General features: G+C 55.7%; 22 protein-coding genes, 1 pseudogene and 1 riboswitch. Of the genes and pseudogenes, 12 read left to right on the top strand and 11 right to left on the bottom strand.

From position 1 onward, the window contains the following. Positions 1 to 219 (top strand): annotated as a pseudogene (locus PGS10_RS17175) (cytochrome C biogenesis protein CcdA); the annotation flags it as partial. A 63-nt stretch (positions 220 to 282) separates the two neighbouring features. On the opposite strand, the gene fbaB reads toward PGS10_RS17175, so the two are convergent. The 4 genes from fbaB to PGS10_RS17155 form a co-directional block, all read right to left on the bottom strand. Next, complete coding sequence (fbaB, locus tag PGS10_RS17170) at positions 283 to 1,335, bottom strand: class I fructose-bisphosphate aldolase (RefSeq protein ID WP_316423294.1); 1,053 nt, start codon at positions 1,333 to 1,335, stop codon at positions 283 to 285. Between the two features lie 148 nt (positions 1,336 to 1,483). Beyond that, on the bottom strand, positions 1,484 to 2,284 hold the full coding sequence (gene thiD, locus PGS10_RS17165; protein ID WP_045391187.1) for a bifunctional hydroxymethylpyrimidine kinase/phosphomethylpyrimidine kinase: 801 nt from the start codon (positions 2,282 to 2,284) through the stop codon (positions 1,484 to 1,486). Beyond that, on the bottom strand, positions 2,281 to 3,054 hold the full coding sequence (gene thiM / locus PGS10_RS17160; RefSeq protein ID WP_316423293.1) for a hydroxyethylthiazole kinase: 774 nt from the start codon (positions 3,052 to 3,054) through the stop codon (positions 2,281 to 2,283). Before thiM ends, thiD begins: the two co-directional genes overlap by 4 nt. Positions 3,055 to 3,088: 34 nt before the next feature. Further along, positions 3,089 to 3,185: riboswitch (TPP riboswitch) on the bottom strand. 104 nt (positions 3,186 to 3,289) lie between these two features. Beyond that, the gene (locus tag PGS10_RS17155; RefSeq protein ID WP_045391193.1) at positions 3,290 to 3,607 is read right to left on the bottom strand and encodes a DUF1493 family protein; all 318 of its coding nucleotides are present in this window, start codon (positions 3,605 to 3,607) and stop codon (positions 3,290 to 3,292) included. Positions 3,608 to 3,901: 294 nt separating this feature from the next. On the opposite strand from PGS10_RS17155, the gene PGS10_RS17150 reads away from it, so the two are divergent. Beyond that, on the top strand, positions 3,902 to 4,327 hold the full coding sequence (locus PGS10_RS17150) for a hypothetical protein (protein ID WP_045391196.1): 426 nt from the start codon (positions 3,902 to 3,904) through the stop codon (positions 4,325 to 4,327). 284 nt (positions 4,328 to 4,611) lie between these two features. Beyond that, positions 4,612 to 6,588: an alkyl/aryl-sulfatase gene (locus PGS10_RS17145; RefSeq protein ID WP_047078262.1), complete on the top strand. Its 1,977-nt coding sequence runs from the start codon at positions 4,612 to 4,614 to the stop codon at positions 6,586 to 6,588. A gap of 43 nt (positions 6,589 to 6,631) precedes the next feature. On the opposite strand, the gene PGS10_RS17140 is transcribed toward PGS10_RS17145, so the two are convergent. Then, positions 6,632 to 7,267 (bottom strand): helix-turn-helix domain-containing protein, encoded by a 636-nt coding sequence (locus PGS10_RS17140; RefSeq protein ID WP_047078263.1) that lies wholly within the window; start codon positions 7,265 to 7,267, stop codon positions 6,632 to 6,634. A gap of 215 nt (positions 7,268 to 7,482) precedes the next feature. Between PGS10_RS17140 and PGS10_RS17135 the strand changes: the two genes are divergently transcribed. After that, positions 7,483 to 9,459, top strand: a complete 1,977-nt coding sequence (locus tag PGS10_RS17135) for an alkyl/aryl-sulfatase (protein WP_316423292.1) — start codon at positions 7,483 to 7,485, stop codon at positions 9,457 to 9,459. Positions 9,460 to 9,598: 139 nt separating this feature from the next. Continuing rightward, positions 9,599 to 10,021, top strand: coding sequence for a universal stress protein (locus PGS10_RS17130; RefSeq protein ID WP_015365758.1), 423 nt, complete (start codon positions 9,599 to 9,601; stop codon positions 10,019 to 10,021). Here PGS10_RS17130 and PGS10_RS17125 read toward each other — a convergent pair. Beyond that, complete coding sequence (locus tag PGS10_RS17125; protein ID WP_032714954.1) at positions 10,018 to 10,929, bottom strand: LysR family transcriptional regulator; 912 nt, start codon at positions 10,927 to 10,929, stop codon at positions 10,018 to 10,020. The genes PGS10_RS17130 and PGS10_RS17125 overlap by 4 nt on opposite strands. 124 nt (positions 10,930 to 11,053) lie before the next feature. On the opposite strand from PGS10_RS17125, the gene PGS10_RS17120 reads away from it, so the two are divergent. Beyond that, the gene (locus tag PGS10_RS17120) at positions 11,054 to 12,865 is read left to right on the top strand and encodes an adenine deaminase (RefSeq protein WP_063415398.1); all 1,812 of its coding nucleotides are present in this window, start codon (positions 11,054 to 11,056) and stop codon (positions 12,863 to 12,865) included. A gap of 2 nt (positions 12,866 to 12,867) precedes the next feature. Beyond that, positions 12,868 to 14,211 carry an NCS2 family permease gene (locus tag PGS10_RS17115; protein ID WP_032708742.1) on the top strand — a complete coding sequence of 448 codons (1,344 nt, stop codon included), beginning with the start codon at positions 12,868 to 12,870 and terminating at the stop codon, positions 14,209 to 14,211. Here PGS10_RS17115 and PGS10_RS17110 read toward each other — a convergent pair. Further along, complete coding sequence (locus tag PGS10_RS17110; protein ID WP_047044861.1) at positions 14,201 to 15,100, bottom strand: LysR family transcriptional regulator; 900 nt, start codon at positions 15,098 to 15,100, stop codon at positions 14,201 to 14,203. The genes PGS10_RS17115 and PGS10_RS17110 overlap by 11 nt on opposite strands. A gap of 183 nt (positions 15,101 to 15,283) precedes the next feature. Here PGS10_RS17110 and PGS10_RS17105 point away from each other — a divergent pair, with 183 nt between their 5' ends. Together PGS10_RS17105 and PGS10_RS17100 are read left to right on the top strand one after the other, a co-directional pair. Beyond that, on the top strand, positions 15,284 to 15,601 hold the full coding sequence (locus PGS10_RS17105; protein WP_015365753.1) for an RcnB family protein: 318 nt from the start codon (positions 15,284 to 15,286) through the stop codon (positions 15,599 to 15,601). After that, positions 15,573 to 16,046, top strand: a complete 474-nt coding sequence (locus tag PGS10_RS17100) for a GNAT family N-acetyltransferase (RefSeq protein ID WP_047051024.1) — start codon at positions 15,573 to 15,575, stop codon at positions 16,044 to 16,046. The genes PGS10_RS17105 and PGS10_RS17100 overlap by 29 nt, the downstream gene beginning before the upstream one ends. On the opposite strand, the gene apbC is transcribed toward PGS10_RS17100, so the two are convergent. Then, positions 16,043 to 17,152: an iron-sulfur cluster carrier protein ApbC gene (apbC, locus tag PGS10_RS17095; RefSeq protein WP_015365751.1), complete on the bottom strand. Its 1,110-nt coding sequence runs from the start codon at positions 17,150 to 17,152 to the stop codon at positions 16,043 to 16,045. The genes PGS10_RS17100 and apbC overlap by 4 nt on opposite strands. 151 nt (positions 17,153 to 17,303) lie before the next feature. On the opposite strand from apbC, the gene metG reads away from it, so the two are divergent. Then, complete coding sequence (metG, locus tag PGS10_RS17090) at positions 17,304 to 19,337, top strand: methionine--tRNA ligase (RefSeq protein WP_316423296.1); 2,034 nt, start codon at positions 17,304 to 17,306, stop codon at positions 19,335 to 19,337. A gap of 140 nt (positions 19,338 to 19,477) precedes the next feature. Next, a complete protein-coding gene (locus PGS10_RS17085) occupies positions 19,478 to 19,942 on the top strand; it encodes a YehR family lipoprotein (protein WP_047066101.1) in 465 nt (154 codons plus the stop codon). 43 nt (positions 19,943 to 19,985) lie between these two features. Here PGS10_RS17085 and PGS10_RS17080 read toward each other — a convergent pair whose 3' ends face one another. From PGS10_RS17080 to PGS10_RS17070, 3 genes are read right to left on the bottom strand one after another with little or no spacing between them, the layout of a single operon-like run. Then, positions 19,986 to 20,453, bottom strand: coding sequence for a DUF1456 family protein (locus PGS10_RS17080; protein ID WP_316423291.1), 468 nt, complete (start codon positions 20,451 to 20,453; stop codon positions 19,986 to 19,988). 53 nt (positions 20,454 to 20,506) lie between these two features. Next, complete coding sequence (btsR, locus tag PGS10_RS17075) at positions 20,507 to 21,226, bottom strand: two-component system response regulator BtsR (RefSeq protein ID WP_045391229.1); 720 nt, start codon at positions 21,224 to 21,226, stop codon at positions 20,507 to 20,509. Beyond that, on the bottom strand, positions 21,220 to 22,908 hold the full coding sequence (locus PGS10_RS17070; RefSeq protein WP_047066103.1) for a sensor histidine kinase: 1,689 nt from the start codon (positions 22,906 to 22,908) through the stop codon (positions 21,220 to 21,222). The genes btsR and PGS10_RS17070 overlap by 7 nt, the downstream gene beginning before the upstream one ends. Before the next feature lie 199 nt (positions 22,909 to 23,107). Here PGS10_RS17070 and PGS10_RS17065 point away from each other — a divergent pair, with 199 nt between their 5' ends. Further along, on the top strand, positions 23,108 to 23,839 hold the full coding sequence (locus PGS10_RS17065; protein ID WP_045391234.1) for a MerR family transcriptional regulator: 732 nt from the start codon (positions 23,108 to 23,110) through the stop codon (positions 23,837 to 23,839). The last annotated feature ends 3 nt before the right edge of the window (positions 23,840 to 23,842 follow it).

The raw sequence follows: 23,842 nt of genomic DNA, 5'->3' as shown, positions 1-23,842 counted from the left end.
ATTTCGGTCTACAACCTGTCTGCCGGGCTGTCGAACTTCCTCGCGCCGGCGATTGCGGTGGTGCTGCTGCCGCACTTCAGCACCATCGGCGTGGTGGTGGCCTATACCGCACTCTATATTCTCGCCTTCTTCCTGTGCCCGTTTATTCGCGTTGAACAGCCAGGGTTTGCTACCAGCGAAGCGGCTAAACCGCTGACCGTCAGCGCAGCAAAATCATAAAAAAACCCCGGAGACCGGGGTAAGTAAAAGAGTCAATCCGGGCCTCACGCCCGGATTTTTGCCTTATGCGATAGTGACTTTGCCGTCCAGATAGACATCCTGCACCGCATTGATCAGCTTCACGCCTTCGCTCATCGATTTCTTAAACGCTTTACGACCGAGGATCAGCCCCATGCCGCCGGCGCGTTTATTGATCACCGCTGTGCGCACCGCATCGGCGAGATCGGTTTCGCCGCCCGCCGCGCCGCCGGAGTTAATCAACCCGGCACGGCCCATATAGCAGTTTGCCAGCTGATAGCGCACCAGATCGATCGGGTTATCGCTGGTCAGCTTGCTGTAGACGCGATCGTCGGTATAACCGAAGTTCACCGCCTTATAGCCGCCGTTATTCTCGGCCATTTTCTGCTTCACGATATCAGCGCCGATGGTGGCGGCCAGATGGTTGGCCTGGCCGGTCAGGTCAGCGGAAACGTGGTAATCGACGCCATCTTTTTTGAATGCCGGGTTGCGCAGATAGGCCCACAGCACGGTGACCAGGCCGAGCTCATGCGCGCGCTCGAAGGCGGCGGAGATCTCTTCAATCTGCCGACGCGACTGCTCGGAGCCAAAATAGATCGTCGCGCCAACCGCAACCGCGCCCATGTTGAACGCCTGTTCAACGCTGGCGTACAGGGTCTGGTCATACTCGGTCGGGTAGCTCAGGGTTTCGTTATGGTTGAGCTTAACGAGGAATGGAATGCGGTGCGCGTAGCGGCGCGATACCGAGGCCAGTATGCCATAGGTAGAAGCCACGCAGTTACAGCCGGCTTCGATGGCGAGTTCCACGATATTCTTCGGATCGAAGTAGAGCGGGTTGGCGGCGAACGACGCGCCCGCCGAGTGCTCTACGCCCTGGTCGACTGGCAGAATGGAAAGGTACCCTGTTCCCGCCAGACGCCCGGTATTGTAGAGGGTCTGCATATTACGCAGCACCGCAGGCGGGCGGTTGTTATCCACCATCACCCGGTCGACGTAATCCGCGCCCGGTAAATAGAGTTGATCGGCTGGAATAGTCATACAACGGTGCTGTAAAAGGCTGTCGGCATCTTTGCCAAGCAACTGCGTAATATCAGTCATAGCTATCTCCCGTAAGTGCTGGCCGCAGCCAGCATGTTTTATCCCAACCCAAAAATTTTGGGCAGGTTAAGCCTGGTACCGAGTTAGCATATTTTCCAGCCGGGAGCGCATTTTTTCAGTAGATTCTGCTGTCTCGTTTCACTGCCATTTACCACCAGGCGTGGAAATGATGTACCGGGCCGATACCGTGCCCCACTTCCAGCGAATCGGCCTGCGCCAGCGCCGCCGATAGCCAACCCTTCGCTTCGGCGACGGTTTGTCCCCAATCGGCATAGCGAGGACGCAGCGCCGCCAGCGCGGCAGATAACGTACAGCCGGTACCGTGGGTATTTTTGGTCTGCACACGCGGCGCGGTAAAGCGCTGTTCGCCTTCGCGGGTGAACAGCCAGTCCGGGCTTTCGGCGTCGTCCAGATGTCCGCCCTTCATTAATACCGCCCCGCAGCCTAATGCCAACAGCGCCCTGCCCTGTTCCAGCATCTCGCGCTCGCTTTGCGCATGCGGCGCATCGAGCAGCGCCGCGGCCTCCGGCAAATTCGGGGTGATCAGTGAAACCTGCGGCAGCAGGCGCTGGCGCAGCGTCGCAATTGCCGAGTGGGATAACAGCGGATCGCCGCTTTTCGCCAGCATCACGGTATCCAGCACCACGTTGGCAATTTGATAGCGGGCAAGACGTTCCGCCACCGCTTCAACGATATCGGTTTCCGCCAGCATGCCGATTTTCGTAGTATCGATTCGCACGTCGCTAAACACCGAATCCAACTGCGCCGCCACGAAGTCCGGCTCAATGCGGTATACCGACTGCACGCCGCGGGTATTCTGCGCCACCAGCGCGGTGATCACCGAGCAGCCGTAAGCGCCGAGTGCGGAGAATGTTTTGAGGTCGGCCTGGATCCCGGCGCCGCCGCTGGGATCGGTGCCGGCGATGGTTAAGGCGTTAATCCGCTTCATGCCGCCACCTCCGCGTATAACGCGTCGAGGAATGCCGGGATAAAACTGCCGGGACCGCCGTGTCGCGCCGCTTCACCTCCCGCCATTTTCATCAGGCCGCAGGCGGCTGCTACGTTTTGCAGCCGATCGCCGGGCATCGCGGCGCTTGCCGCCACCACCGCGGATAACGCGCAGCCGGTCCCTACCACCCGCGTCATCAGGACATCACCGCCGCTCACGGCAAGCGTGCGCTCGCCGTCGCTGATGTAATCCACCTCGCCCGTCACCGCGACCACGGTATTGAGCTTGCGCGCCAGCACCTGGGCTGCGGGTAACGCCGCAGCTACGCTATCGGTCGTGTCCACGCCGCGCCCACCGCCGCTATTCCCCGCCAGCGCCATGATTTCCGAGGCGTTGCCGCGAATCGCCGCAGGCCGCAGTTCCAGTAGCTCGCGACAAAAATCGGTACGCAGCGTCAGCGCGCCGACGGCAACCGGATCCAGCGTCCAGGGTTTTCCCGCCTGGCGGGCGCTCTGCGCCGCCGCTCGCATCGCGTTGGCGCGCTCAGTGGTTAAGGTCCCGACGTTAATCAATAGCGCATCGGCAATGGCGGCAAACTGCGCGGCTTCCGTAGGATCAATCACCATCGCCGGCGAGGCGCCAATAGCCAGCAGGACGTTAGCGGTGAAAGTCTGGACCACATCGTTGGTCATACAGTGAACAAGCGGCGAAGAGGTGCGGAAAAGCTGCTGCAGGTGCGCGATATGCGCCGGATTTAGCGGTTCATGCATGGTTTGCTCCCGCCAGATGAGGAAGCAGCGCAGACCATGCGGTCTCTGACTTCCCTACGCTGGCATTATCCAGATCAGGTGGTACGGGTATTTCTCAGCCTTCACAAAGAAGGGCACCCCGAGTCATTTGGTACAAAATGGCGACTAACGTTCCGTTAATCTCTCTTCAGGATAGTAATGCCAGCGGTAAGTCTTGTAAACGGTAAAAGCGGTATGTCTCCCGGCGATATGTCCCTTAATCGTACAGCCATTCACCCGCTTTTGCGGACTCTACCAACATTTGTACTGTTAGCGGTTTAAGCGGCTTCTCTGGAGGCATGGAACCTAAAAACTCAGGTTCAAAGTAATAGATAATTTCGAAGCCATTCATTTTTACATTCCATTGTTTGAAATAGTAATCTAAAGTATCTTCTGCATCTTCCCAGATGATATTCAGCCCCCCCTTTGTTAATTCAGTATCTAACGTGACTTCTGGACGATCGCCAAAAAAACAGTATTTCTTATGGCTATGATGAGTATATATATAATCAATAATTTCTTGTTCAATGCTCATTAGAAGTATGTCCATAGTTTCATCATAATGGCTGATTGGCACACCGTCATTACTCGTCATTGTATCATCCCCGTACGCTTGCCACAGAGACGCTCTTTTCACCGCATTGTAAACGATTACACTATTGTTTAGTTATCCGTACGGCGGTTGATGTAGATCACAATTTTCTTAATCACCCTACGACATAGTTACCACGCGTTACGAATTAAGCACGCTAACGATCCCCGGACGATCGCCGCTGTCATGAATGTTCGTCGCATGTATAAAATAATATCTACGATAAGGTCGTTAATGATGAAAGTGAAACACGTCTCGATAATACTGCTGGCACTCAGCGCAGCCATCGCGGCCGGTTGCAGTTCGCCGGCGCAGCGTATGGCCGAGTGTGAAGCCCAGGGGGTCAGTAAAGACGCCTGTTATATTGCGGAACAAAACAAACAGGCTGCGGTGAACGCCGCAGCGGAGAAGCAGGCGCTGGAAAATGCACAGGCTTTATATCCCGTGCAGAAAGCGCAATCCAGCAAAAAAGTGAAGATCTTCAATGGCATGAAGCTGGTCACAAACTCAACCGGGCTGACAGTTGATGGCAAACCCGCGGCTTTAGACGAAAGCAATGCTGACGCGAAAACCTATTCACAGGGTTTATACGTTTTTATTGTCTACCAATCAGGAAAAATCGCCGTCATGCAGGACGGTAAATTTTTAGGCTACGCCAAATAGCGCCTTCCACCTTGTTAAGGTTAAAGCGGTCCCAGGGCCGCTTTTCTCGCCTTCCCCGCAGTAACCGACACGTCTGACACCGCGCTAAACAAGCGACATTAATCCCATTGGATAAATCTCATTTTACCTACGAGTGAGTGGTTTTTTAACTAATGTAGTTTTTTTTGTAACCATAACTTGCCCAATGTAAACAACTGGTTATAGTTCAAATAAGCGTTGCAAGTTGTAACACCACGTCAGATCGGAATTAACGAGTGAATTGCCATCATGGTAAGAGGATTCCAATGAAATTGACCCCCGTAGTGAAAGGTTTAGCCATCGCCGGCTTGCTGTCATCGTTAAGCCTGTCAGCATGGGCGGAAGTCGCCGCAAAAGAAGCGACCGCAGCCACCAAACAAGCCAACGACGCTCTCTATAACCAACTTCCCTTCTCAGATAACACCGATTTCACCAACGCCCACAAAGGTTTTATTGCCGCCCTGCCCACAGAGATCATTAAAGGCGAACAAGGTAACGTAGTATGGGATCCGCAGCAGTACTCCTTCATCAAAGAAGGTGAAAAAGCCCCGGACACCGTCAACCCGAGCCTGTGGCGTCAGTCTCAATTGATCAATATTAGCGGCCTGTTTGAGGTCACCGATGGCGTCTACCAGATCCGCAATCTTGATCTCTCCAATATGACCATCATCGAAGGTAAAGAAGGCATTACCGTCGTGGATCCGCTGGTGTCGGCAGAAACCGCCAAAGTGGGCATGGATCTGTATTACCAAAACCGCGGTAAGAAACCGGTCGTCGCCGTTATCTATACCCACAGCCACGTTGACCACTACGGCGGCGTGCGCGGCGTAGTTGATGAAGCGGATGTAAAATCCGGCAAAGTGAAAATTTACGCACCGTCCGGCTTTATGGAAGCGGCGGTCGCAGAAAACATCATGGCCGGTAACGTCATGAGCCGCCGCGCCAGCTACATGTACGGTAACCTGCTGAAACCATCGGCCACCGGACAGGTCGGCGCCGGCCTTGGCACCACCACCTCGGCGGGTACCGTGACCCTGATTGCGCCGACCAATATCATCGAAAAAGACGGGCAGAAAGAAGTCATTGACGGTCTGACCTATGACTTCATGCTGGCGCCGGGTTCGGAAGCGCCGTCGGAAATGCTGTGGTTCATCGAAGAGAAAAAACTGATTGAATCCGCGGAAGACGTGACACACACCCTGCACAACACCTATTCGCTGCGCGGCGCGAAAATCCGCGAACCGCTGCCGTGGTCGAAGTACATCAACGAAGCAATTGTACGCTGGGGCGACAAGGCCGAAATTATTATGGCTCAACACCACTGGCCGACCTGGGGCAACGAAAACGTGGTTAACCTGCTGAAGAGCCAGCGTGACCTGTATCGTTACATTAACGATCAGACCCTGCGCATGGCCAACGAAGGGCTGACCCGCGATGAAATCGCCGCTAAATTCAAACTGCCGGAGAGCCTTGCCAACACCTGGGCTAACCGCGGTTATTACGGCTCTGTCAGCCACGACGTGAAAGCCACCTACGTGCTGTATCTCGGCTGGTTCGACGGCAACCCGGCGACCCTCGACGAGCTGCCGCCGGAAGAAGCGGCGAAAAAATTCGTCGATTACATGGGCGGCGCCGATGCCATCATGAAGAAAGCGAAAGAGGATTTTGACCAGGGTAACTACCGCTGGGTTGCTCAGGTCGTCAGCAAAATCGTCTTCGCCGATCCGAAAAACCAGGATGCGCGTAATCTTGAAGCGGATGCGCTGGAGCAGTTAGGCTACCAGGCGGAATCAGGCCCGTGGCGTAACTTCTACCTCACCGGCGCGCAGGAACTGCGTAACGGCGTAGTGAAAGGGCCAACCCCGAACACCGCCAGCCCGGATACGGTGCGCGCGATGACCCCGGAAATGTTCTTCGACTATCTGGCGGTACATATCAATGGCGAGAAAGCGGGTAACGCGAAATCGGTGTTTAATATCGATCTCGGCAGCGACGGCGGCAAGTATAAGCTGGAGCTGGAAAACGGCGTACTGAACCATACCGCCAACGCGGAAGCGAAAGATGCCGATACCACTATCGCCCTCAACCGCGCCACCCTGAATAAGATCATCCTCAAAGAGGAGACGCTGAAACAGGCCGTCGATAACGGCGACGCGAAAATCACCGGTAACGCCGATAAGCTCAATGAAATGCTGGGCTATATGGACAAGTTCGAATTCTGGTTCGACATCGTCACACCATAATGCCCTGCTCCCGCGACCATCGGTCGCGGGAGTTTCCTTTCTGCTAGTAAGCTTCCGGCAGCGGTCGGTCGATCGAAACCAGTTTGCCGCGCTTCATCGTGATATAGCCCCCGGCTTTTAGATCCGCCAGTACGCGAAATACATGCGTGCGCGACAGATTAGTGCGCTTAATAATAAACAGCGCCAGGCCTTCATTTTCCCCCTGATGGGTACTCTGGCGATAAAGATAACGAAACAGCATCGGCCTGATGGTCTGGTAGCTGGTCATTTGCCGGCGTTCGTTGTGAAGGTCGATAGTAAAAATCGACATATAGGTCAGAATGGTCGCCAACTCCTGCACGCGTTCAGGACCGCCGCGTAAAAAGATTTGGTCAAAAACATCATAAGTGACTTTGACCAGCTTCACCGCCGCGCTGCCGCTATATTCAAACTTCGCCAGCGGGCAGTACCTTTCCATAAGTCCAATCGGCATATACTCAATGGAATTACCAATATGAAGGCCATTCTCCGGCATTAATATTGAAAGCGAACCTTCAGTGCAAAAATAAATATACCCTGGCTGAATTGCTAATTTTTTATTTGCCGCAACCGTCAGGGGCTCCCCTTGTGCCATTATTTGCGAAAAAAAGGCATCAATGTTGAGTTGCTGATAATAGCTATGGATATCCTGAAAATTCACGCTATACACCTTGCTACGCCGTCTGTTGTGATATCGAGTATAGCAGCGAAGTGATAGCAGATTCGAGGGCGATTATTTCTTTGAGAATGACCAGTCCCATATGGGACTATCAACGCAAAGTATTCGCTTTAAAATGGCCAGTAATTAGTCTGCATTTAAATTACCCGCTGATATTAAACACTGATAGCGGAACAAATAATCTAAGAGGCCATGCAATGAAATTAAATCAGATCGCTAAACATCTGGCTCTGGCCGGTGTTTTAACTTCACTGTCGCTTTCCGCCTTCGCTGCCGCCCAGCAACAGTACGCCACTCCGGCAACTCATCAGGCAAATAACGCGCTCTACAACAAACTGCCGTTTGCCGATAAAACCGATTTCGATAACGCGCATAAAGGCTTTATCGCCGCGCTGCCGCAAACCATGATTAAAGGCGAGCAAGGCAACGTTATCTGGAACCCGGCAAAGTATGACTTCGTCAAAGAAGGTGAAAAAGCCCCGGATACCGTTAACCCAAGCCTGTGGCGCCAGTCGCAGCTGATTAATATCGGCGGCCTGTTTAAAGTCACCGACGGGGTTTATCAGATCCGTAATCTCGATCTCTCCAACATGACTATCATTGAAGGTGAGAAAGGGATAACCGTTATCGACCCGCTGCTGAGCGCCGAGCCGGCGAAAGAAGCGATGGATCTCTATTACGCCAACCGTGGTAAAAAGCCGGTTGTCGCCGTGCTGTTCACCCACAGCCACGTTGATCACTACGGCGGTATCCGCGGCGTGGTTGATGAAGCCGACGTGAAAGCGGGTAAGGTGAAAATCTACGCCCCTGCCGGATTTATGGAAGAAGCGGTTTCCGAGAACATCATGGCCGGTACCGCAATGAGCCGCCGCGCCAGCTACATGTACGGCAACCTGCTGAAGCCTGACGCCAAAGGGCAGGTCGGCGCCGGTCTTGGCACCACCACCTCCGCAGGTACCGTGACGCTTATCCAGCCGACCAACTACATCACCAAAACCGGCCAGCAGGAAGTGATAGATGGTCTGACCTACGACTTCATGATGGCGCCGGGTTCCGAAGCGCCGTCGGAAATGCTGTGGTATGTCAAAGAGAAGAAAATGATTGAAGCGGCAGAGGATGTTACCCATACCCTGCACAATACCTACTCGCTGCGCGGCGCGAAGATCCGCGACCCGCTGGCGTGGTCAAAATACATCAACGCCGCGATCGACCGCTGGGGCAACGATGCTGAAGTCATTATCGCTCAGCACCACTGGCCAACCTGGGGTAACGACAACATTATCAAGCTGATGAAAGGTCAGCGCGACATGTATCGCTACATCAACGACCAGACCCTACGCATGGCCAACGAAGGCCTGACCCGCGATGAAATCGCCGCTAACTTCAAGCTGCCGGAATCGCTGGAGAAACAGTGGTCGAGCCGCGGTTATTACGGCTCCGTCAGCCACGATGTAAAAGCAACTTACGTTTACTACCTCGGCTGGTTCGATGGCAACCCGGCGACCCTCGACGAGCTGCCGCCGCAACAGGCTGCGAAGAAGTTCGTTGAATACATGGGCGGCGCCGATGCCATCATGCAGAAAGCCAAAGCCGACTATCAGCAGGGGAACTACCGCTGGGTGGCGCAGGTGACCAGTAAAATCGTCTTCGCCGACCCGCAGAATACCGATGCGCGTAATCTCGAAGCGGATGCCCTGGAGCAGTTAGGTTACCAGGCGGAAGCCGGTACCTGGCGCAACTTCTACCTGACCGGCGCGCAGGAACTGCGTAACGGCGTACAGAAACTCCCGACGCCAAATACCGCCAGCCCGGATACCGTGCGCGCGATGACCCCGGAGATGTTCTTCGACTATCTGGGCGTACATATCAACGGCCAGAAAGCCGGCGCGGCGAAAGCGGTCTTCAATATCGATCTGGGTACAGATGGCGGGAAGTATAAGCTGGAGCTGGAAAATGGCGTGCTTAACCACACCGCTAATGCGGTAGCAGACAACGCTGACGCCAGTATTACTCTGAACCGCGATACCCTGAACAAGATCATTTTGAAACAGGAAACGCTGAAGCAGGCTGAAGATAAGGGCGACGTCAAGATTAGCGGCAATGGCGCTAAGCTCGATGAAATGCTGAGCTACATGGACAAATTTGAATTCTGGTTCAACATTGTCACCCCGTAAGCGATAATCGCTGACATCCCCCGCACCGCTCTGACCACGGGGGATTTTTTTATCCATTCGACTCGCATGTTCTGATTTGCGTTCCCCTCGCCGCAGGCTCAAAATGAGTTCAGGACTGTTTTATTGCGCGGAGGTATATATGACCGTTTATCACCATGCGCTGGTACTGATTAATAGCAGCCTTGATGGTGTTCCGTTGCTACAACACGCCGCCAGGATGGCGCAGGAAAACGGGATGCGGATTACCATCGCCCACATCAGCACCGACTACCGGGCACTTAATTACGTGTCCGACAGCCTGCAGAATGATGAAGTATCGCAAGAGGTCATTCAGGCCAAAGCCCTGCTCAACGAGCTGGCGACGACCGTCGCCCTGCCGGTACAGACGCTATCGCTGGTGACGACCCGCCGTTTTGCTGATGTCGAAGAGTGCGTACAACAACGCCATATCGATTTAATTATCGCCGGACACCATAACCGGCTGCTGGGGGTGCTGTCCTCGCACTCGCTGGAGTACATCAACCATTTGACGGTGGACGTACTGATAAAACACCTGCCCTAGCGCAATGCGGACTGTAACAGAGAAAAACACTCTTCGATTAACGGTGCAAGCGCCTGCGGCCCACGCATCAGAGCCACAGTCCGCGTGAGCGCCGGCTGCTGCAGTTGCGCCACCTTTAACGCCGGATCGTGCAAATAGGTCGTATACAGCGCCGGGAGAATGGCCACCGCCAGCCGCGAACGTACCAGCCCATAAAGGGTTTCGATATAGTCTACCTGGTAACGCGTCGTTAAGGTCAAACGTTGGCTTTCCACCAGCGCCGCCACCAGCCGCTGAATATTCCCCTTTGAGAAAACGGCAATATCACGGCCTACCAACTGCTTCCACGGTAAATTTGGCTGCGCAGCGAGCGGATCGTCGCGGTGCAGTACCGCCACGAACGGATCCTCGCGTAGCGGATAAACCAGTAGCTCAGCCGGCAGCGAACTGTCGATCGCGCCGATACCAAAATCAATCTCACCGCTTTGCAGCGCCCGCATTAACGCATCGTTGGTCTGGTCATGAAATTCGATGCGCAGACGCGGAAAGGCCTGCGCCAGAGTCTGCGGCAGCAGCGGAAACAGCAGCGAGCTCACCGACGGCACCAGCCCGATACGCACCGTACCATCGCCGCCCGCTTCCACGATCTGCTGCATATCAAAAAAAGAAGCCTGGGCCACGCTCAGTATCCGCTGGGCATGGGGTAAAATCGCCGCCCCCAGTTCCGTCAGAGTCACCGCCGAGGCGGTACGATTGACCAGCTTGCCGCCGATCACACTTTCAATCTGCCGTAGCGCACTGCTGAGCGCCGGTTGGCTAATCGCCAGCCGATTGGCGGTATCGGTAAAATGGCGCAACTGAGCCAGGGTCACAAAATACTGCAGTTGTTTCAGTGAGAGCGCGGGCAGACGTTGCCAGGGTTCGTTCATTGTCAGGTTCGCTACCAATGGTCATACAGAATAACCCGAGCTTATCGGGCGATAAATTTATTCATCTGGGCAAACGTTTGCTGTGCCCCTAGAGTATCCGCATTATCCTTGTGGCGGAGTTGTTATGTCCAGCAATGCTGAAGTCCGTCGTCGCGCCGTACAGGCCGCGCGCGGCGAGTCCCCGTTTGATCTGTTGCTTATCGATGCGCAGATCGTCGATATGGCCACTGGAGAAGTCCGCGACGCTGACGTCGGCATTGTGGGTGAAATGATTGCCAGCGTGCATCCGCGCGGTAGCCGCGCCGACGCCCATGAAGTGCGCTCGCTGCAAGGCGGCTATCTGTCGCCCGGCTTGATGGACACCCACGTACACCTTGAAAGTTCGCATCTACCGCCCGAGCGCTATGCCGAAATCGTCCTGACGCAGGGTACCACCGCGGTATTCTGGGATCCGCATGAGCTGGCCAACGTACTCGGCGTCGATGGCGTGCGCTACGCGGTTGACGCCAGTCGCCACCTGCCGCTACAGGTGATGGTGGCCGCGCCGTCCAGCGTCCCCTCTACGCCAGGTCTCGAAATGTCCGGCGCTGATTTCGCCGGCGCTGAAATGGAAACCATGCTCGGTTGGCCGGAAGTACGCGGCGTGGCGGAAGTGATGGATATGCACGGTGTGCTGAACGGTAGCGAACGGATGCAGGAGATTGTTCAGGCCGGGCTTAACAGCGGCAAACTGATTGAGGGACACGCCCGCGGGCTTAGCGGTGCTGACCTGCAAGCGTACCTCGCCGCCGGCGTCACCTCCGATCATGAGCTGACTTCAGCGGCCGATGCGCTTGAAAAACTGCGCGCCGGGCTGACTATCGAAATTCGCGGCTCACACCCCTATCTGCTGCCCGATATCGTTACGGCGTTAAAAACGCTGCCGCATCTCTCTTCGCAAATCACCGTCTGCACCGATGACGTCCCGCCGGATATGCTGCTGGAGAAAGGTGGCATTATCGCCCTGCTCAACCTGCTGATTGAACACGGTTTGCCAACGGTCGATGTGCTGCGTTTCGCCACCCTCAATGCGGCTATTCGCCTGCAGCGTAACGATCTTGGGCTGATTGCCGCAGGACGGCGCGCGGATCTGGTGGTGTTTGATTCGCTGGAGAAACTCGAGGCTCAGGAGGTCTATGTCGGCGGCAAACTTATCGCTCGTAACGGCCGCCTGCTAACCCCCCTTGTCGCCGCGCCCGGCGTGACGCCACCGCGTGATACCTTGCAGTTAGCCCCCCTCGATGCAGAAGATTTTGTTCTGCGAATTAAGGGCATTCGCCATGGCGTCGCCCGCCTGCGCCACATCAGCGGCGCGCGTTTCACGAAATGGGGTGAAGTAGAAGTACAGATCCGCGACGGCGAAGTACAACTGCCCGCGGGCTTTAGCCTGATTTGGGTGAAACACCGCCATGGCCGCCATCAGGCAACGCCGCAAATCGCCCTGCTCGAAGGCTGGGGCGAGCTGCGTGGCGCCATTGCCACCAGCTACTCGCATGACTCACATAACCTGGTGGTGCTCGGGCGCGATGCGAATGATATGGCGCTGGCGGCAAATCAGTTGATCGCTTCCGGCGGCGGAATGGCGCTAGCGCAACAGGGCGAGCTCCTGGCCCATGTGGCAATGCCGATTGCCGGCATGCTCTCCGATCTTCCCGCCGCCGAGCTGGCGCGGCAGTTCCGCGAGCTGCGAGATTTAAGCAGTAAAGTCGCCGACTGGGAGCCGCCATACCGGGTATTTAAAGCGATTGAAGGCACCTGCCTCGCCTGTAATGCCGGGCCGCATCTAACCGATTTGGGTCTCACCGACGGCGGCAGTCGCCAGATAGTTGACCCGTTGATAGCCTGCCGGGAGACACCGGCGCCAACTCATCACAACAATAATCCTCAGGGAGCCTGAGCATGGCCGATAACACACTTCATACTTCTGCCCGTAGCCACTGGCTGGAGCGCCGCTTTGCGCTGCACTCACGGGGCGGTTCGCTACGCACCGAATGCCTGGCCGGGATCACCGGCTTTCTCGCCGCCGCCTATTTACTGGTGGTCATTCCAGGGCTGCTGGCGATTGGCGGAATGGATAAAGGCGCCGCCACCACCGGCACCATCCTGGTCTTTGTCGCCGGTTCGTTATTAATGGCGTTTTATGCCAACCTGCCGTTTATCGTCGGTCCGGGCATTGGCGGCTCGGTACTGGTGGGGGTGACGCTGGCGGGCAGCGAAGGTATTGGCTGGCAGATTGGCCTCGGGATTGCCTGCTGGTCGGGGATCCTCTTCTTCCTGTTGACCCAATTCGGCCTGCGCGAAGTGGTCACCCGCTCGGTACCGCAGTCAATTAAGCTGGGGCTGACGGCCTCGATCGGGTTGTTCGTCGCGGTGCTCGGCTTTCGCAATGCCGGGCTGGTGTTGGCGAATGCCAAAACCAACGCCCTGATGCTCGGCGATTTTCTTGCCCCCGGCGCGCTGGTGGCGCTGTGTGGCCTGTTTCTGGCGATAGCGTTACAGGCGCGTAAAGTGCCCGGCGCGATACTGTGGGCCATTCTGTTCGCCACCCTGGTGGGTATTCCGTTCGGGGTAACAAAACTGCCGGGCAGCTTTATTGATGTTCCGCACTCGCTGGCTCCGGTGTTCGGGCAAATCGATCTGTTGGGGGCATTAAATATCGCCTTCCTGCCGTTCCTGTTCGTCTTTTTTGCGTCCGAGTTTTTCTCGACCATGGGTACGACCCTGGCGGTCGGCGGCGAGGCGGGCTTACTGGATGAAGAAGGCAACATGCCGCAGATTAATCGCCCGTTTATGGTCGATTCGATTGCCGCCGCGCTGGGCCCGTGGGTCGGTATTCCGGCGGCCACGGCGCTGATTGAATCATCCGCGGCAGCGGAAGCCGGCGGCAAGACCGGCCTCACCGCGCTGGCGGCGGCGGTGATGTTCCTGCTGATGTTGCTGTTTACGCCGGTGGCGCTCATGATCCCTAAAGAGGCCACCGCGCCGGCGTTAATTTTGATAGGCCTGAACATGTTTAGCGGCCTGCGCAAAGTCGATCTGGGGAACTTTACCGACGGACTGCCGGTGTTAATGATGGTGATGATTACGCTCATCGCCAACAGCTTCGGCACCGGTATTGCCGGCGGGCTGCTGTTTTACATTGTCATTAAAGCGATCGCCGGCAAGTGGCGTGAAATTCCGATTGGCCTGTGGGTGCTGGCGATCCCGCTAATCTATTACTTCGCGACCTTAGTTAAGCACTAAGCGCTTCACAATGTGATTTCACCTCTTGATATAACAAACGCACCGCGGCAGAGAGCTGTTTGCGGTGCGGACAAATCATATTCAACGGCGTTAAATCGCCCTGATAGTCCGGCAGCAGCCGCACCAGTCTTCCTTCCCGCAGATCGTCGCTGACATCGAGAAACGATTTATATGCGATCCCCTCCCCGGCTACCGCCAGCCGACGGATCACCTCCGCATCATCGCTCATAATCGCGCCGTTCATCTCCACGGTATGTACTTCATTACCTGAAATCAGCGGCCAGCGGTCAAAAGGCCGGCCGCGTAATACATACAGTAGCGCACTGTGCCGGGATAACTCCTCCAGACTACTGATTTGACCGTGGCGGGCAATCCACTGCGGTGAAGCGACTAACACCCGGCGATTCTCCGGCGCGACCGGCAGCGAGATAAACGAAGCGTCTTCGTGGTAGCCGTAGCGAAAAGCGACATCCACCGGATCTTTAAACACGTCGGTCAGATGATCGGAAAAGTGCAGCCGCAGACTCAGCGCCGGATGACGTTCGCGAAAAGCGCAAAATACCTTGAGCAGCAGGTTGCGCCCAAGGTCGGATGGCACAGCGATTTGCAGCGTGCCGCGCACTTCATCCCCCGGCGCCTGAATTTTCTGTAACCCGGCCTGTAAGGTATCGAGCATCTGAGTGGCGTAGGGCAACCAGGTTTCGCCCTCCGGAGTCAGACGCAGGCTACGGGTCGAACGAGCAAAGAGGCGAATATTAAGCGTCGTTTCCAGTCGTTTGATCGCCGCGCTTACCTGCGCTGGCTGCTGCCCCGCTTCTCGTGCCGCCTCGCTAAAACTGCCTAACGCCGCCGCGCGGACAAATAAGGTCAGATCTTCCAGCCTGAACATGCCAATTCTCCAAAGCTTCAGAATGCTCCCAAAATAGCGATTTACCGCGTAACAACGCAAGCGGCACAAGACTTCAGCCGTGTTTTGCTTACACTTTTTAAAAAACCAGTGCTTGCCATTTCAGCAGCGCTTCAGGAATGATACGAGGCTGCTATTTTGAGTCCAGGTAATATTGAGGAAAATATGCGTAAAACAAAAATGATGCTTCTGGGCGTACTTCTTGCCAGCGCCAGCGCAAGCTGGGCGGCGCCGGCCTCCGGGATTGAACAGTATGCGATGAAAGAATTCACCGCTGATTTTACCCAATTTCATATTGGCGATACCGTGCCGGCGATGTACCTCACTCCTGAGTACAACATCAAGCAGTGGCAATTGCGTAACCTGCCCGCGCCGGATGCCGGCAGCCACTGGACCTACATGGGCGGCAACTATGTTCTGATCACCGACACCGAAGGCAAGATCCTGAAAGTGTATGACGGCGAGATCTTCTATCATCGCTAAGCTCTCACTATCGCCGCAGTTGCGTATTCGTCCTGGCCGCGACAGCGACTACCCTCGCCTGCGTCAGCTGTTTCTTGACGCGCGTCTTGCCTCGTGGACATGGCTTAACGGCGATCAATGGCGGTTGGAAGATTTTGATGCCGTAGTGCAAGACGAACAGCTATGGGTCGCCGAATGCGGCGATGTGCTGGCAGGATTCGCCTCGGTGTGGGTTATCGACAACTTCCTGCATAACCTGTTCGTGGATCCGCAGTGGCAGGGAAAAGGCGTCGGTAGCCTGCTGCTGGAACAGGTTCAGCGCTCATTTAAGCGCAGCGGCACGCTGAAGTGCCTGTCGAGAAATGAAAACGCCCTGCGCTTCTACCAGCATCACGGCTGGAAAGTCGAAGCGCAGGGCGCGTCTCCTGACGGAGATTATTGGCTGATGCGTTACACCCAGCCTTAAACGGCGCGGAAGGCAATCTCGCTCGGGATAACTTCGCCCTGCCAGTACATCTGCGCCGCCACGCGTCCCGCCAGCTGGCGGTAGATATCGGTAAACTCGCTTTCCGGACGCGCAATGACCGTCGGCGTGCCTTTATCCAGGTCTTCACGCAGCGTGATATGCAATGGCAACTGGCCTAGCAACTGGGTGTGATACTTCGCCGCCAGCTTCTCGGCGCCGCCGGTGCCGAAGATAGGCTCGTGGTGGCCACAGTTGCTGCAGATATGCATGCTCATGTTTTCCACGATCCCCACGACCGGCACTTCCACCTTCTCAAACATCACGATGCCTTTTTTGGCGTCGATCAGCGCGATGTCCTGCGGCGTCGTCACCACTACCGCGCCGGTCACCGGAATGTTTTGCGCCAGGGTCAGCTGGATGTCGCCCGTTCCCGGCGGCATATCCAGTACCAGGTAATCCAGATCCGGCCACAGCGTCTCTTGAAGCATCTGCATCAGCGCCTTGCTGGCCATCGGGCCGCGCCACACCATGGCGTTGTCGTCGGTCACCAGATATCCGATGGAGTTAGTCGCCAGGCCATACTTCATGATCGGCGCCATATGGGTGCCGTCCGGCGACGTCGGGCGGCTGTCTTCGGCGCCGAGCATGGTCGGAATCGACGGACCATAGATATCGGCATCGAGAATACCCACTTTGGCCCCTTCCGCCGCCAGCGCCAGCGCGAGGTTCACGGCGGTAGAGGATTTGCCCACCCCGCCTTTACCGGAACTCACGGCGATGATGTTTTTCACGCCATTAATGCCCGGCTGGTTTTTCACTCGCTTCAGGGTGGCGATACTGTGAGAGAGCTTCCAGTCGATGGCCTTCGCGCCGGTAATGCGCAGCAGCTCGGCGCTGCATTGCTCCTTCAACGCCTCAAACGCGCGGGTCCAGACGAACGGCATTTGGATCTCGATATGCACGGTATCGTCAAGCCAGGCAACATGATGCAGCGCCTTTAGCGTGGTGAGGTTATGCTTCAGGGTTGGGTGCTGGAAATTAGCCAGAGTCCCGGCGACCATCGCACGTAGACGTTCGGGGGATTTGGCCTGGGATTGCGAACTCATCCCGACTCCTTTGTTATTGTGAGTTGATTCTTGTCCGTTAAGTTTACCTGAAAGGGAATAATTCCCCCACAATAAGCTTTGGGCTTACCAAATTATTGCCTTTCAGGTAACATCAAAAGCCCTTTTTACAACAGAAGATGTAATGCCCACTATGACTCAAGTCGCGAAAAAAATTCTGGTAACGTGCGCGCTGCCGTACGCCAACGGCTCTATCCACCTCGGCCACATGCTGGAGCACATCCAGGCTGATGTCTGGGTCCGTTACCAGCGAATGCGCGGCCACGAAGTCAACTTCATCTGCGCCGACGACGCCCACGGCACCCCGATTATGCTGAAAGCGCAGCAGCTTGGCATCACCCCGGAGCAGATGATTGGCGAGATGAGTCAGGAGCATCAGACCGATTTTGCCGGTTTCGATATCAGTTACGACAACTACCACTCGACGCACAGCGACGAGAACCGCGAGCTGTCGGAGCTTATCTATACCCGTCTGAAAGAAAACGGTTTTATTAAAAACCGCACTATCTCCCAGCTCTACGACCCGGAAAAGGGCATGTTCCTGCCGGACCGTTTCGTCAAAGGTACCTGTCCGAAGTGTAAATCTCCGGACCAGTACGGCGATAACTGCGAAGTCTGCGGCGCGACCTACAGCCCGACTGAACTCATCGATCCGAAATCCGTGGTGTCCGGCGCGACGCCGGTGATGCGTGAATCTGAGCACTTCTTCTTCGACCTGCCGTCCTTTAGCGAAATGCTGCAGGCGTGGACCCGCAGCGGCGCGCTGCAGGAGCAGGTGGCGAACAAAATGCAGGAGTGGTTCGAATCCGGCCTGCAGCAGTGGGATATTTCCCGTGACGCGCCGTACTTTGGCTTTGAAATTCCGAATGCGCCGGGCAAATACTTCTACGTCTGGCTGGATGCGCCGATCGGTTACATGGGTTCCTTTAAGAATCTGTGCGATAAACGTGGCGACACGACCAGCTTCGATGAATACTGGAAGAAAGATTCCAGCGCCGAGCTATATCACTTCATCGGTAAAGACATCGTTTACTTCCACAGCCTGTTCTGGCCGGCCATGCTGGAAGGCAGCAATTTCCGTAAGCCGACCAACCTGTTCGTTCACGGCTATGTCACGGTAAACGGCGCCAAGATGTCCAAATCTCGCGGCACCTTTATCAAAGCCAGCACCTGGCTGAACCATTTTGATGCCGATAGCCTGCGCTACTACTACACCGCTAAGCTCTCTTCGCGCATCGATGATATCGACCTGAACCTGGAAGACTTTATCCAGCGCGTCAACGCCGACATCGTTAACAAAGTGGTGAACCTGGCTTCGCGTAACGCCGGCTTTATCAATAAGCGCTTCGACGGCATGCTCTCCGCCGAACTGGCTGACCCGGCGCTGTATAAAACCTTCACCGATGCGGCCTCCGCTATCGGCGAAGCGTGGGAAAGCCGCGAGTTCGGTAAAGCCATCCGCGAAATTATGGCGCTGGCCGACGTCGCTAACCGCTATGTCGACGAGCAGGCGCCGTGGGTGGTGGCCAAACAGGAAGGCCGCGACGCCGACCTGCAGGCAATCTGCACCATGGGGCTGAACATGTTCCGCGTGCTGATGACCTGGCTGAAGCCGGTTCTGCCGGGGCTGAGCGCGCGCGCTGAAGCGTTCCTCAACACCGAGCTGAGCTGGGACGCCATCCAGCAGCCGCTGCTGGCGCACAAGGTTAACGCCTTCAAAGCGCTGTACAATCGCATTGAGATGAAACAGGTCGAAGCGCTGGTGGAAGCCTCTAAAGAAGAAGTTAAAGCCGCCGCCGCGCCGGTGACTGGCCCGCTGGCCGATGATCCGATCCAGGAAACTATCTCCTTTGACGATTTCGCCAAGGTGGATATGCGCATCGCGCTGATTGAAAACGCCGAGTTCGTCGACGGTTCCGATAAGCTGTTGCGCCTGACCCTCGATCTCGGCGGCGAGAAGCGCAACGTCTTCTCCGGCATCCGATCCGCCTACCCGGATCCGCAGGCGCTGATTGGCCGTCTGACGGTGATGGTCGCCAACCTGGCGCCGCGTAAAATGCGCTTCGGTATCTCCGAAGGGATGGTGATGGCCGCCGGCCCTGGCGGGAAAGATATTTTCCTGTTAAGCCCTGACAGCGGCGCACAGCCGGGTCAGCAGGTTAAATAACCCTCCGCAAAAGCGCTGCTCCGGCAGCGCTTTTTTTATTCCCTTCACGCCTTCTGTTGCGACAACGTGTAATCGCCATAATAATCATTACTGTCTGCTCCTCTCTGGACGCGCAATACCACTCAACATAGGGAATCGTGATGAAATTTAACCGCAAGATGGCTGGCGTGCTGGCCGTATCCGTTCTGCTGGCGGCCCTCGCCGGCTGCGATAATAAAAAAGAAGAGACTAAAACCTTTGCGCTGAATACCAACGGCGTCGAACTTAGCTTTACCTACCACTATGACGGCGACAAAGTGCTGCGTCAGGATGCCGACAATACCATTCCCTATAAATCGATCGGCGCGGAAAATAAAGAACAGGCGCGGGCGATTATCGAGCCGATCAGCAGCGTCTATCGTAATCTGCAGGGCGTTGAGCAGACCATCGACTATAAAGACTCCTACGCGCTTGAACATCTGACCGTGGATTTCAGCAAAGCGAAAATCAGCGAGCTGTGCAAGCTGCCAGGCTCGATGTTCACCGACTGCTCACAGCAGTTTGTTTCGCTATCAGTATCGACTAAGCTGCTGGAATCGCAGGGTTTTAAAGAAGTGAAGAAGTAAAGAGATACAGGGCCCGGGCGCAGGCCCGGGTCAAGTCAGGCGCTTAGCCTTTGGCGTGCTCGCGCTCGGTAAGACCGCGCAGGAAATAGCGCAAAAACTGATCGCCGCATTCACGGTAGTTTTTATGGTCCGGCGCGCGCATCATGGCGGTAATTTCCGGCATCGACACGCGGAATTTTTGCTGAGTCAGGATCGCCAGAATGTCGTCGGTCTTCAGCGAGAAGGCGATACGCAATTTTTTCAGTACGATATTGTTATTCACCCGGCGCTCGACCGCCAGCGGCGGCGCCGACTCATCTCTGCCGCGCTTGTCGTAAATCAGACCGTTGAGGAAATTCGACAGTACGACATCCGGGCAGCGCGCAAACCCTTCTTCGTCTTCTTTTTTCAGCCAGGGTACCAGTTGTTCCGCGTTCACCGGCGCATCCGCCAGCGCAAAGATACGTACCAGACCGTTATTATTCGTTTTCAGGGTGTAGCGCAGGCTACGTAAAATGTCGTTACTGATCATAATGCCTTCATGATGAAAAATGCTGGCGCTAAGTCTACCACGATTCCGCGTTTTTACAGACCAATCGCCTCTTTCAGGCTTTTCAGATAACGACGGCTGACCGGCACCGTTTGCCCGGCGCGCATCAGTAGCTCCGCCTGGCCGTTCTCCTCAAGGCGGATCTCTTTCAAATGCGCCATGTTAACCAAATACTGACGGTGGCAGCGCAGCAGCGGCGTTCGGCTTTCCAGAGTACGCAGAGTCAGCTCGGTAAAACCTTCTTTGCCTTCGCTATCGGTGACGTAAATACCGCTCATTCGGCTGCTCACAAAAGCCACATCCTCCATTTGCAGTAGCCAGATGCGGCTGTGACCGGTGCAGGGAATGTACTTCAGCGCCTGCTGGGCATCCTCCAACAGTGATACATCCTGCAGACTGCGCTCCTGGCGCAGGCGGCCCAGCGTTTTCTCCAGCCGGACGTTCTCAATAGGCTTGAGGAGATAATCGAAAGCGTGCTCTTCAAACGCCTTCACCGCATATTCATCGAAGGCGGTTAAAAAGACGATATAGGGGCGATGTTCAGGATCGAGCATGCCAACCATCTCCAGCCCACTGATACGCGGCATTTGAATATCCAGAAACAGCACGTCGGGACGCAGCTTATGCACCGCGCCAATCGCTTCGACGGCATTGCCGCATTCGCCAACGATTTCTATATCGCTTTGCTCCTCCAGCAGGATGCGCAGGTTTTCCCGCGCCAGCGGCTCATCATCGACGATTAAAACTTTTAGCATGCATTTTCCTCCACAGGCAGTCGCAGCGTGATGCGGGTAAAATGTTCCGCTTCGCAAGCGACGCTAATTCCGCAGTCGGCGCCGAAGCGCGTGCGCAGTCGTCTGTCCACCAGACTCATCCCAAGCCCGCTGGCATTAGGGTTATCACGGTAAAGCCCGGCATTGTCTTCCACATCCAGCTGTAGCCAACGCTCATGCTGACTGGCACGAATGGTAATTTCGCCCACGCCAAGATGCTGAGAGGTGCCGTGCTTGATCGCGTTTTCGACTATCGGCTGTAACGTAAATGCCGGTAGCTGGAGATGCTCAAGCGACGCTGGCACCTGCATGCGTATCTGCAAATTATCCTGGAATCGCGCCTTCTCAATTTGCAGATAGGCATTCACATGTTCAATTTCGTCCGCCAGGGTGACAATCTCCGTTGGTCGCTTCAGATTTTTGCGAAAGAAGGTCGATAAATACTGCACCAGTTGCCCAGCCTGATCGCTATCACGGCGGATCACTGCCTTCAGCGTGTTCAGGGCGTTGAACAGAAAGTGCGGGTTAACCTGCGCGTGCAGCAGTTTAATTTCCGACTGGGTCAGCAACGCTTTCTGTCGTTCATACTGGCCGGCAAGGATCTGCGCCGACAGCAGTTGCGCTATCCCCTCCCCCAACGTGCGGTTAATCGAGCTGAACAAGCGGTTTTTCGCTTCATATAGCTTAATAGTGCCAATAACCCGTTGATTCTCACCGCGCAGCGGAATGACCAGCGTCGAGCCCAGTTTACAGCCAGGATGAATTGAACAACGGTATGGCACCTCGTTGCCGTCGGCATAAACCACTTCACCGGTATCAATCGCCTTTTGTGTATAGGATGAGGAGATAGGTTTACCTGGCAGATGATGATCGTCGCCGATACCGGTAAACGCCAGCAGCCTTTCGCGATCGGTAATCGCCACGGCGCCGATGTCGAGTTCCTGAATCAGCACCTGAGCGACCTTCATACTGTTCTCTTCGTTGAACCCCTGGCGCAGGATCCCCTCGGTGGAGGCCGCCACCTTTAACGCGGTGGCGGAAAAAGCCGAGGTGTATTTCTCAAACATCGCCCGCTTATCCAGCAGAATGCGCATAAACAGCGCGGCGCCGACGGTATTAGTGACCATCATCGGCGCGGCGATACTCTGCACCAGGTGCAACGCATCCTGGAATGGCCGCGCAATGAGCAGAATTATCAGCATCTGTACCAGTTCAGCGAAAAAGGTAATCGCCCCGGCGGTAAGCGGGCTGAACACTTTATCCGGACGTCCGCGTTTGATCAGAATGCTATGCACCAGGCCGCCGAGCAGCCCTTCGACAATGGTCGACACCATACAGCTTAATGCCGTCATGCCGCCCAGCGAATAGCGATGCAAGCCACCGGTCAACCCCACCAGACCGCCGACCACCGGGCCGCCGAGCAGGCCACCCATCACTGCGCCAATAGCGCGAGTATTAGCAATAGAGTCTTCGATATGCAGACCGAAATAGGTCCCCATAATGCAAAAAATCGAGAAGGTGACATAGCACAGCAGCTTATGCGGTAAACGCACGGTGACCTGCATCAGGGGAATGAACAGCCGCGTTTTACTCATCAGCCAGGCGATAACCAGAAACACGCACATCTGCTGGAGCAGCAGCAAGACCAGATCGAACTCGTACATACCCGCCAACCACACAACCTTTGAAAGCGCGTAACATACACTGCCCGTCCATAACTTTCTTTGAAGCGATACAAGAAAATGATAAATCATGGTGACGATCACACTTCCCACCGTCTCGCCGGCGCCGTAAAGCGCAAAAAATGAACAATTGATAAACCCCTTCTACAGTTAAATGAGGAGCACACGGCGGGAGGGGAAAATGGCGCTGTATACGATAGGCGAAGTGGCTCAGCTTTGTGATATCAATCCCGTGACGCTGCGAGCCTGGCAGCGACGTTATGAACTCATCAAGCCGCAACGCACCGATGGCGGCCATCGTTTATTCAATGACAGTGAAATCGATCGCATCCGCGAAATTAAGCGCTGGATTGATGCCGGCGTTCAGGTCAGCAAAGTAAAAAACCTGCTGCCCGATCGCGAAGCGGATGTCGAAGACGGCTGGCGCGAACAGCAGGAAATCTTGCTCGGTTTTCTGCAGGAAGGTCATTACCAACGCGTGCGGCTATGGCTCAAAGAGCGTAGCCACAGCTATAGCGCACAGATGCTGGTGCATCATCTGCTTAATCCGCTTCGCCACCGCCTGCTAAGCCCTCAGCCGACATTACTGGCGCTGCGTAGCCTGCTCGATGGTATCTTAATCAACCACATCGCCCAATGTCTCGCCCATGCCTGGAAGCGCCCCGGCCATCACGCGGTGGTGGTGGGCTGGAACACCGATGACACCACTCAATTATGGCTGGAAGGTTGGATCGCCTGCGAGCAGGGCTGGCGGGTGGATATCGTCGCGCACTCGCTTAATCAGATCCGCCCGCAGCTATTTCCTGACAGCACCCTGCTGGTGTGGTGCCCCGCGCCGCCGGGTAGCCCGCAGGCAGCGCAGCTCCGCGAATGGGAACAGCGGGAAAATCTGATCTGGCTAAATAGCAATTAATGT

Origin of the sequence: Klebsiella sp. 141153 (assembly GCF_032601995.1) — a bacterium.
Classification (GTDB): Bacteria; Pseudomonadota; Gammaproteobacteria; order Enterobacterales; family Enterobacteriaceae; genus Klebsiella; species Klebsiella aerogenes.
This window is presented reverse-complemented; position numbering and strand designations above follow the sequence as displayed.

Coding starts and splice junctions, on each gene's coding strand:
- apbC (WP_015365751.1), bottom strand. CDS start 17,152: ATGAGTTCGCAATCCCAGGCCAAATCCCCCGAACGTCTACGTGCGATG.
- PGS10_RS17115 (WP_032708742.1), top strand. CDS start 12,868: ATGGCCGATAACACACTTCATACTTCTGCCCGTAGCCACTGGCTGGAG.
- PGS10_RS17155 (WP_045391193.1), bottom strand. CDS start 3,607: ATGAGCATTGAACAAGAAATTATTGATTATATATATACTCATCATAGC.
- PGS10_RS17065 (WP_045391234.1), top strand. CDS start 23,108: ATGGCGCTGTATACGATAGGCGAAGTGGCTCAGCTTTGTGATATCAAT.
- PGS10_RS17125 (WP_032714954.1), bottom strand. CDS start 10,929: ATGAACGAACCCTGGCAACGTCTGCCCGCGCTCTCACTGAAACAACTG.
- PGS10_RS17150 (WP_045391196.1), top strand. CDS start 3,902: ATGAAAGTGAAACACGTCTCGATAATACTGCTGGCACTCAGCGCAGCC.
- PGS10_RS17070 (WP_047066103.1), bottom strand. CDS start 22,908: ATGTACGAGTTCGATCTGGTCTTGCTGCTGCTCCAGCAGATGTGCGTG.
- PGS10_RS17105 (WP_015365753.1), top strand. CDS start 15,284: ATGCGTAAAACAAAAATGATGCTTCTGGGCGTACTTCTTGCCAGCGCC.
- PGS10_RS17120 (WP_063415398.1), top strand. CDS start 11,054: ATGTCCAGCAATGCTGAAGTCCGTCGTCGCGCCGTACAGGCCGCGCGC.
- PGS10_RS17130 (WP_015365758.1), top strand. CDS start 9,599: ATGACCGTTTATCACCATGCGCTGGTACTGATTAATAGCAGCCTTGAT.
- btsR (WP_045391229.1), bottom strand. CDS start 21,226: ATGCTAAAAGTTTTAATCGTCGATGATGAGCCGCTGGCGCGGGAAAAC.
- PGS10_RS17145 (WP_047078262.1), top strand. CDS start 4,612: ATGAAATTGACCCCCGTAGTGAAAGGTTTAGCCATCGCCGGCTTGCTG.
- PGS10_RS17100 (WP_047051024.1), top strand. CDS start 15,573: ATGACGGCGAGATCTTCTATCATCGCTAAGCTCTCACTATCGCCGCAG.
- PGS10_RS17085 (WP_047066101.1), top strand. CDS start 19,478: ATGAAATTTAACCGCAAGATGGCTGGCGTGCTGGCCGTATCCGTTCTG.
- PGS10_RS17135 (WP_316423292.1), top strand. CDS start 7,483: ATGAAATTAAATCAGATCGCTAAACATCTGGCTCTGGCCGGTGTTTTA.
- metG (WP_316423296.1), top strand. CDS start 17,304: ATGACTCAAGTCGCGAAAAAAATTCTGGTAACGTGCGCGCTGCCGTAC.
- fbaB (WP_316423294.1), bottom strand. CDS start 1,335: ATGACTGATATTACGCAGTTGCTTGGCAAAGATGCCGACAGCCTTTTA.
- thiD (WP_045391187.1), bottom strand. CDS start 2,284: ATGAAGCGGATTAACGCCTTAACCATCGCCGGCACCGATCCCAGCGGC.
- thiM (WP_316423293.1), bottom strand. CDS start 3,054: ATGCATGAACCGCTAAATCCGGCGCATATCGCGCACCTGCAGCAGCTT.
- PGS10_RS17110 (WP_047044861.1), bottom strand. CDS start 15,100: ATGTTCAGGCTGGAAGATCTGACCTTATTTGTCCGCGCGGCGGCGTTA.
- PGS10_RS17080 (WP_316423291.1), bottom strand. CDS start 20,453: ATGATCAGTAACGACATTTTACGTAGCCTGCGCTACACCCTGAAAACG.